At 65.7% G+C, this 8038-nt stretch carries 8 protein-coding genes; 5 read left to right on the top strand and 3 right to left on the bottom strand.

Annotated elements, in window-relative coordinates; genetic code table 11:
* Nucleotides 1-294: 294 nt before the first annotated feature.
* The 3 genes from Q0176_RS02320 to Q0176_RS02310 form a co-directional block, all read right to left on the bottom strand.
* The gene (locus Q0176_RS02320; RefSeq protein WP_299298868.1) at nucleotides 295-1368 is read right to left on the bottom strand and encodes a biotin-dependent carboxyltransferase family protein; all 1074 of its coding nucleotides are present in this window, start codon (nucleotides 1366-1368) and stop codon (nucleotides 295-297) included.
* Nucleotides 1368-2111 (bottom strand): 5-oxoprolinase subunit PxpB, encoded by a 744-nt coding sequence (pxpB, locus tag Q0176_RS02315; protein WP_299298862.1) that lies wholly within the window; start codon nucleotides 2109-2111, stop codon nucleotides 1368-1370. Before pxpB ends, Q0176_RS02320 begins: the two co-directional genes overlap by 1 nt.
* 79 nt (nucleotides 2112-2190) lie before the next feature.
* A complete protein-coding gene (locus tag Q0176_RS02310) occupies nucleotides 2191-3402 on the bottom strand; it encodes an NRAMP family divalent metal transporter (RefSeq protein ID WP_299298859.1) in 1212 nt (403 codons plus the stop codon).
* A 258-nt stretch (nucleotides 3403-3660) separates the two neighbouring features.
* Between Q0176_RS02310 and Q0176_RS02305 the strand changes: the two genes are divergently transcribed.
* The 5 genes from Q0176_RS02305 to Q0176_RS02285 all read left to right on the top strand — a co-directional run bounded on the left by Q0176_RS02305 (nucleotide 3661) and on the right by Q0176_RS02285 (nucleotide 7931).
* Nucleotides 3661-4434, top strand: a complete 774-nt coding sequence (locus Q0176_RS02305) for a 5-oxoprolinase subunit PxpA (RefSeq protein WP_299298856.1) — start codon at nucleotides 3661-3663, stop codon at nucleotides 4432-4434.
* 132 nt (nucleotides 4435-4566) lie between these two features.
* Nucleotides 4567-5367 carry a putative hydro-lyase gene (locus Q0176_RS02300; protein ID WP_299298853.1) on the top strand — a complete coding sequence of 267 codons (801 nt, stop codon included), beginning with the start codon at nucleotides 4567-4569 and terminating at the stop codon, nucleotides 5365-5367.
* Between the two features lie 175 nt (nucleotides 5368-5542).
* Nucleotides 5543-6349 carry an ABC transporter permease subunit gene (locus Q0176_RS02295; RefSeq protein WP_299298850.1) on the top strand — a complete coding sequence of 269 codons (807 nt, stop codon included), beginning with the start codon at nucleotides 5543-5545 and terminating at the stop codon, nucleotides 6347-6349.
* Nucleotides 6350-6360: 11 nt separating this feature from the next.
* On the top strand, nucleotides 6361-6861 hold the full coding sequence (locus tag Q0176_RS02290; RefSeq protein WP_299298865.1) for a TIGR00725 family protein: 501 nt from the start codon (nucleotides 6361-6363) through the stop codon (nucleotides 6859-6861).
* Nucleotides 6858-7931 (top strand): ABC transporter ATP-binding protein, encoded by a 1074-nt coding sequence (locus Q0176_RS02285; RefSeq protein WP_299298846.1) that lies wholly within the window; start codon nucleotides 6858-6860, stop codon nucleotides 7929-7931. The genes Q0176_RS02290 and Q0176_RS02285 overlap by 4 nt, the downstream gene beginning before the upstream one ends.
* Nucleotides 7932-8038 lie beyond the last annotated feature (107 nt).

Genomic DNA, 8038 nt, shown 5'->3' with positions numbered 1-8038 from the left:
CATGCGTTCGCCATGCGATTTTTAATGACATGATAATTTTTTCTCAGGATAATAAAAGTTTACGCTTCAGAGAGGGGGGTTGTCAAGAATTGAAGATGCAAGGAAATCCACAGGCTGCGACGGTTTCATGAAGGAATCGGACGCGTCATGGTATCGGTTGGGCTGGCCTCGATCCTGCTACGCCAGGTGCGGCAAAAAACGCATAGAACCCCTCCTTGCCGAACGCCAAAATTTTGTCTGCGGATTTGGGGTACGGTGATACGATCCCGTTGTCCGGCCCGCCAGGCCGGACCGCTAGGGCAGCCGCTCCCACTCTACCGCGTGCGCAACGCCGTCCACCGTCAGCGTCATCCGGCCGCGCTCCCGATGCAGACCGCTCCCAGAGGCCGGAGACACCGTGCCGGGACGCGTCCGCCACGCCGCGCGCAGACGCCGCGCCTCCCCGTAAAGCCGGGCCTCGTCCCGGAGCAGTCTCAGGGCCTCGGGCACGGAGACGCGCACAAAGCGGACCCCCTGGCCCGGAAGCCGCTGCACCAAAACCGGCACGTCCACGGCGCAGACCGTTGCAATCTTCGTGTAGCCGCCCGTCGTCTGCCGGTCTGCGAGCATCACGATGGGCTGGCCGTGGCCGGGCACCTGGACGCTGCCCAGGGCGACGGCATCCGACACGATATCGGCCCCTTCGCAGTGCTCCACGGATGGCCCCTCCAGACGGTACCCCATGCGGTCGGCCGAGGCGGAAACCGTGTACTCCGAGCTCAGGAACGTTTCGATCCCCCCCGGCGTGAAGGCATCGTCCTGAGGCCCCATCACCACGCGCAGCGGCGCCGAGGCGTCTCGTACCGGACGCAGGCCGACAGTCAGGGCCAGCCCCTCGGAGTCCGCCCAAAGGACATCCGGGGCCCCGGTCCGCAGCACGTCCCCGGCCCTCAGTGCCCTTCCCTCGTGGCCGCCGAACCGGCCCCGTACGTAGGTGGAACGGCTGCCCATGACCAACGGAACGTCGAAGCCCCCGCTGACGCACAGATACGCCCGAGCCCCCGAAGCCGGAGCGGCGAACGCCAGCGTGTCGCCGGCCGCCACGCGATGGACCCGCCAGGTATCGAGCGCCGCTCCGTTGCGGGTGACGCCGGCGTCGGCGCCGGTGACGACGACGCACCCCTCCCCCTCCTCGACCCGAAGGACCGGGCCCAGCACGGTGATCTCGAGGGCCGCGGCCCCCTCGTCGTTGCCCAGCAGGATGTTGCCCAGCCGCAGCGCGGGACCGTCCATGGCCCCCGCCACGGGGACGCCCCGAGACCGACAGCCGTACCGCCCCAGGTCCTGAACGGTGGTGAACATCCCCGGGCTCCCGACCGACAAGCGCATCACGCCTCCACCTCCCCCACAATGTCGGGCTTCCAGTCCGGCCGCGCGGCGTCGCGCTCCAGGCGTTCGAAGTCCCCTTTAGGGATTGGGACGAAGCGCACCCACATCCCCGCGTTCAGGAAGATCGGAACGGGACGGCCGGGGTCGAAGAGCCGGAGCGGCGTCCGCCCGATCAGGTTCCAGCCTCCGGGGCTGTCGATCGGGTAGATGCCCGTCTGCTTCCCGGCTATTCCCACCGATCCGGCGGGGATCCTCTCCCGCGGTTCCGGCAGCCGCGGGGTCTCGAGCGTCGCGTCCATCCCCCCGAGGTAGGAAAATCCGGGCGTGAACCCCAGCATGTAACAGTAGCATTCGGCCCCGCTGTGGCGGCGCACCACCTCGTCGGGGGAAAGCCCCGTGTGCTCCGCGACCCGGCCGAGGTCGGGGGCGAAGTCCCCCTCGTAGCAGACGGGCACGAGGACCCTCCCGCCGCCCGAAGGTCCGGCCTCGAGTGGCGCCTCGGACATCTCCAACAGCCGCCGCTCGAGCTGGTCCGGGTCCGGCGCACGGAGCGGGTCGAAACAGACCGCGAGCGAACGATACGTGGGCACGGCCTCGACGAACCCGGGGAAGGGCGACGCCTCGACCCTCTTCCTCAGGGCCTGGACCCGCGCGTTCACGCCCAGGTCGATGGCGCCGCCGAACTCGACGACGAGACAGCTTTCCCCCGCATGAAGGATGCGCGGGGCGATGGAGCCGGTCATGGGACATCCCTCCTGGAGAACTTGATTACGAAGTGGACATGGCGGCTTCGCCCCCATGCCGAATTTCAGAAAACGCGGCTCATCGGCCGAACAGCCTGACGAGCCCCTGCAGAGCGCCCCAGGCCATCCAGGCCGTGAAGGCGACCATAACCCACCCCAGGACGGTGAGCCAGACGGGATGGCGGTACTGGCCCATGATGTCCCTGCGGTGCACGGCCAGAAGCATGGAGGCCAACGAGAGCGGCAGGATCATTCCGTTGAGGGAGCCCGCCAGGACGAGCAGCGTCACAGGACGCCCAACCTGCGTCAGGACCATCGTCGAGGCCAGGATGAACCCGATGATCCAATATCGGTAGTAGCGTTCGACAAAGCCGAACAGCGTGCGCAGGAAGGAGACGGAGGTATAGGAACAGCCCACCACGGAGGTGATCGCCGCGGACCAGAGGATAACGCCGAATATCCTGTACCCCACCTCGCCCGCCGCGATGCGGAAAGCGTCCGCGGCCGGGTTTGAGGGGTCGAGCTTCACGCCGGTCACGACGACCCCCAAAACCGCCATGAACAGCAAAAAACGCATGATGCCCGTGATCAGGATTCCGTTCAGGGAGCCCCGGTTGATGCGCCCGAGGTTCTCCGTGCCGACGATGCCCGCGTCGATGATCCGGTGTGCGCCGGAGAAGGTGATGTAGCCGCCCACGGTTCCCCCCACCAGCGTCAGGATCGTCGTCCAGTCGATGACGGAGGGCTTGACGATCTCGCGCACGGACTCGGCCGCGGGCGGGCTGGTCCGGACGACCACGTAGGCGATCATGGCGAGCATGACGAGCCCGAGGACCTGGGTAAACCGGTCCATGGCCCTGCCCAGGTCGCGCCACAGGAAGATGGCGATGGCGATGACGGCACTGACGATGGCCCCCGTGTTCTGATCCATGCCCAGCATGACGTTGAACCCCAGGGCCGCGCCGCCGACGTTGCCGATGTTGAAGGCCAGGCCTCCGAGCGCCACGGCGAAGGCCAGGAAATAGCCCAGGCCCGGCAGCACCCGGTTGGCGACATCCTGTCCGCGCAGGCCCGACACGGCAAGGATGCGCCAGACATTGAGCTGGACAACGATGTCCACAAGGACCGAGACCACGATGGCAAAGGCGAAGGCGGCTTTCAGCCGCTCCGTGAACACGGTCGTCTGCGTAATGAAGCCAGGACCGATGGCCGAGGTCGCCATCAGGAAGGCCGCACCAAGCAGTATGCTCACCGTCTCCCCTTTCGAGTGTTTCCTCTGCAGTTCCGTCATGCTTCATTCCTCCCCGCGGGTTGTGCGCACGGCATCCTGAGGAAAAAATCATCCCGTGGAATTCACCGCGCTTTCTTACTATAAGTTCGCTTAATTATACATGCAAGCATGCAGACTGGCTCAACTGAAAAGCAGTGAAGTTCTCTCTTGACTTTCCGCTTTACCATGCCTAATCTGGAGGGGAACGATCGCACCGGCGGCCCGGTGCACGAGCGGCAGCACGGCAGCCTTGAGGCTTTGAAAGGGGGCTCTTCCAGGATGGGATTCACGGATCTGCACATCGACCTGAACAGCGATTTGGGTGAGAGTTTCGGAGACTGGAGGATGGGCATGGACGAGGAGGTAATGAGGTCCATCACCTCCTCGAACGTGGCCTGCGGATGGCATGCCGGCGACCCCATGGTGATGCTCGGGACCGTGCGCGCGGCCAGGGTCGCGGGCGTGGCCGTCGGCGCACACCCGGGGTATCCCGACCTGATGGGGTTCGGGCGGCGCAGCATGGCCTGCACGCCGGACGAGCTCTATGCCTATACGCTCTATCAGGCGGGCGCGCTCGCCGCCGTCTGCCGCTCCGAGGGGATCGAGCTCCAGCACGTGAAGCCGCATGGGGCGATGTACAACCAGGCGGCCAAGGACCCCCGGTTGGCGGAGGCCATCGCCCGCGCCGTGCGCGCGCTGGGGGAGGGCGTCATTTTGATGGGGCTGGCGGGCTCCGCCTTTGAGGCCGCATCGGCCGATGCGGGCGTCCCCTTCGCCGCGGAGGCCTTCGTCGACCGAGGCTACATGCCCGACGGCTCCCTGGTTCCACGCGGCAGGCCGGGGGCCTTCATCCACGATCCCGAGGAGGCCGCGGCCCGCATGGTGAGGCTGGTCAAGGAGGGGGTCGTGACGGCGGCCGACGGCAGTGAACTTCGCTTGAAGGCTCATTCCATCTGCGTGCACGGGGACAACCCCGACGCCGTCGGTATGGCCCGGACGGTGCGCGCAACGCTGGAGAGGGAGGGCATCGCGGTCGGGCCGCTGCGCGGCTGAGCTCCGCGGGGACAGTCGGCCATTCATGATCCATGATCCCCATACGCGATCGCCATACACGGCACTCCGCGGCAGAAGTGCCCGCCAATCGAAGATCCGGGGCTGGAGGCCCCGGAGAGGAGGATTCAGACCATGGACAAGATGAGCGACTACGCAAACCACAGTCCGCAGGACGTGCGCCGGATGATCCGGGAGGGGAAATGGGACCGCCCAACCTCCGGCATGTGTGCGGGCCACGTGCAGGCCAACCTGGTGGTTCTGCCCAGGGACCTGGCCTATGACTTTTTGGTGTTCGCACAGCGCAACCCCAAGCCCTGTCCCATCCTGGACGTGACGGAGCCGGGGGACACCGAGCCCCGCCTGGTGGCGCCGGGCGCGAACATCGCGACGGACATCCCGCGCTACCGCGTCTGGAAGGACGGGGAATGCGTCGACCAGCCGACGGACGTCAGGCGCTACTGGAGGGACGACCTCGTCGCCTTCCTTCTGGGCTGCTCCTTCTCCTTCGAGGGCGCGCTGCTCCAGTCCCATATCGGCATCCGGCACATCGAGTGCGACTGCAACGTCCCCATGTTCGTCACCAACATCCCCTGTCACCCCGCGGGCCGTCTGAAGGGCCCGATGGTCGTCTCCATGCGGCCGATCCCCGCGTCCCTGGTGCCGAGGGCGGTGCTCTGCACGGGGCGGTTCCCGGCGGTGCACGGCGCTCCGGTCCACGTGGGGGACCCGGGGGCCATCGGCATCGCGGACATCGGCAAGCCCGACTTCGGCGACCCCGTGGAGATTCGTCCCGGGGAGCTCCCCGTCTTCTGGGCCTGCGGCGTCACGCCCCAGGCGGCGATCATGGCGGTGAAGCCGGAATTCGCCATCACGCACTCCCCGGGCTGCATGTTCATCGCCGACCCGCTGGACGCCGACTACGCGGTGTTCTGAGGCATCGGGAGCCAAAACCGACTCGACCACCGAAGCGGGCAGGGGGCGCGACAATCCGCGCCCCCTGCAGTTCCATGATACTTATCTATGACACTTATCGCTCCGCCCCACTCCCCCGTTTGGTCAAACTGCCTTATAATGAGGTCAATACTTCCGAGGAGGAGAGAATGGTTTCATGTTGCTCCGACGTTCCTTTTTCTTGTCCCTGATCGTCCTGTACTTCGCTTTCGTCCTGTCCCCCATCTTTCTGATGGTCCTGGGCTCTTTCGGGGATAAATGGTTTGGTACCCTCCTTCCCTCGGGCTTCACCCTGAAGTGGTACGTCCAGCTCTTCGGCAAGTCCATGTATGTCCGCGCCATGTTCATGAGCCTCAGAGTTGCGGCGCTGGCGGTTCTGCTCAACGCCGCGATCGCGGTCCCTGCGGTCTACGCCATCCACGTTCTGAACAGCCGGCGGCTGCGGACCCTCTTCGACTTCTGCATGCTGCTGCCCATAGCCATACCGCCGGTCGTGATGGGGCTGGGGTTGATCCAGGCCTTCAACTGGAAGGGCTTTTCTCTGGTCGGAACCTGGCCGCTTCTTCTGGGGGCCCACGTCGTCTACACGCTGCCCTTCATGATGCGTCCCCTGATGGCCAATATCGAGATGATCCGATGGAGCCTCCTGGAGGAGGCGTGCTTATCGCTGGGGGCCTCGTTCGGGATGACGCTGCGCCGGGTCCTGATCCCGAACCTGCTGCCCGGACTGCTCTCCGGCGCCCTGATGACCTTCGCCATGTCGCTCGGAGAGTTCCAGCTGGCCGTCATGGTCACCGGCTCCGTCACGCAGACCTTTCCGGTCGTACTCTATCAGGCGTTCTACGTCTCCACAGGGTTCGCCTGCGCGGCAACGACTCTCCTGATCCTCGTCAGCCTGCTGACCCTGTCGGGCCTGGCGCTGCTGGGACGCTCATTCTCGGCCGACGCCACCTTAGGAGGTTAAGTCCCTTGAACGTGAGAAAACATCAGGAAAACATCCCAGAGAGAAAACGGATCGTCAGCGTCATCGGGACCTCGACGGCCACCCCGGATCTCTACGAGCTGGCTCGGGAGACGGGCCGTCTGCTCGCCCGGCGCGGCTGCATTGTCGTCTGCGGCGGGCGCGGCGGCGTGATGGAGGGCGTCTGCAGGGGCGTCCGGGAGGGGGGCGGGACCTCCGTCGGACTCCTGCCCACATCCATGGAAGAGGCCAACCCCTACGTAGACCTGCCGATCGTGACGGGGCTCGGCGAGCTCCGCAACATGGCCGTCGCCTCGGCGGGTTCGGCCGTCATCTCCATCGGCGGCGCCTACGGGACCTTGACGGAGTTGGGCTTTGCCCTGCGGCAGGGCAAACGTGTCGTCGGGCTCCGGACCTGGAACCTGCGCGACGAGGAGGGACAGCCCACCCCCATGCTGACGGCCGGAAGCCCGCAGGAGGCCGTGGAACTGGCTCTGGCGGAAGAGACGCGATGAACCGCATCCAGGACCGGGCCATCCCCGGGATCGAGCTGGAGGGCATCGGGAAGAAATATGGCGATCGCTACGCCATCCGGGGCATCTCGCTCTCCGTGGCGCAGGGGGAGTTCCTCTCCATCGTCGGCCCCTCGGGCTGCGGCAAGACGACGATCCTGCGTCTCGTCGCGGGTTTCATCCGTCCCGACGAGGGGATCGTCCGCATCGGCGCCGACATGGACGGCGTACCGCCCAATCGGCGCCGCGTGGGCATCGTCTTTCAAAACTACGCCCTGTTCCCCAACATGACGCTGGCCGAGAACGTCGCCTTCGGGATGAAGGCTCAGAAACGGCCGGAAGCCGATATCCGCCGCCGAGTGTCCGAGCTGCTGGAAATGGTGGGGATGTCCGACCGGGCAGATGCCCTGCCGCGCCAACTCTCGGGCGGACAGCAGCAGCGCATCGCCCTGGCCCGGGCCCTGGCGATCGAGCCCAGGGTTCTGCTGCTGGACGAGCCCCTGTCGGCCCTCGACGCCAAGGTGCGCAACGCACTGCGGTTCGAGATCAAGCGCATTCAGCGCGAGAGCGGCATCACCATGCTCTACGTCACGCATGACCAGGAGGAGGCGCTCTCCATCTCGGACCGGGTCGGCCTGATGAACCGGGGCAGGCTGGAACAGGTCGGCACACCGCTCGAACTCTACAGCGCCCCCAGCTCCCTCTTCGCGGCCGACTTCATCGGCGTCAACAACATCCTGAGAGGGACATGGGACGGCGCAGGCGGCTTCACGTGGAACGGACGCGTGCTGCGCGCCGGCGGAAACGTTCCGGCCGGCCCCGCAACCCTGACGATCCGGCCGGAGCATCTGTCCCCGGCCGATGCGGAGGACGCGGGCGACAATGTCCTGGAGGGCATCGTTCAGGGAAAGATCTTTCTGGGGCCTGTGACACGCGTGGCCTGCAGCATCGGAGAAGAGACGCTGCTGATGGATCTGCTGAGCACCGACGGCGATCGACTGGGCTCCGGGCAAGCGCTGCGGGTGTGCTTCTCGGTCAAAGAGGCACACCTCCTGCCGGACGCGGCGCTTTAGGGAAGCGCTGATTAAAACAGAAACGCATATTTCACCGAAAATAAATATGCAAAACATCTATAGGCAAAAATCTCCAGCGCTTCCCTAAAAATTAACATGGGGGCTTC

It is taken from the genome of uncultured Fretibacterium sp. (assembly GCF_938040765.1).
Taxonomy (GTDB): Bacteria; Synergistota; Synergistia; order Synergistales; family Aminobacteriaceae; genus CAJPSE01.
The sequence above is the reverse complement of the archived record's forward strand: the minus strand, read 5'-3'. Positions and strand labels throughout refer to the sequence as shown.

Excerpts from the sequence above, each read along its gene's own strand:
- Q0176_RS02320 (WP_299298868.1), bottom strand. The coding sequence starts at position 1,368 with ATGCGCTTGTCGGTCGGGAGCCCGGGGATGTTCACCACCGTTCAGGAC.
- pxpB (WP_299298862.1), bottom strand. The coding sequence starts at position 2,111 with ATGACCGGCTCCATCGCCCCGCGCATCCTTCATGCGGGGGAAAGCTGT.
- Q0176_RS02310 (WP_299298859.1), bottom strand. The coding sequence starts at position 3,402 with ATGACGGAACTGCAGAGGAAACACTCGAAAGGGGAGACGGTGAGCATA.
- Q0176_RS02305 (WP_299298856.1), top strand. The coding sequence starts at position 3,661 with ATGGGATTCACGGATCTGCACATCGACCTGAACAGCGATTTGGGTGAG.
- Q0176_RS02300 (WP_299298853.1), top strand. The coding sequence starts at position 4,567 with ATGGACAAGATGAGCGACTACGCAAACCACAGTCCGCAGGACGTGCGC.
- Q0176_RS02295 (WP_299298850.1), top strand. The coding sequence starts at position 5,543 with ATGTTGCTCCGACGTTCCTTTTTCTTGTCCCTGATCGTCCTGTACTTC.
- Q0176_RS02285 (WP_299298846.1), top strand. The coding sequence starts at position 6,858 with ATGAACCGCATCCAGGACCGGGCCATCCCCGGGATCGAGCTGGAGGGC.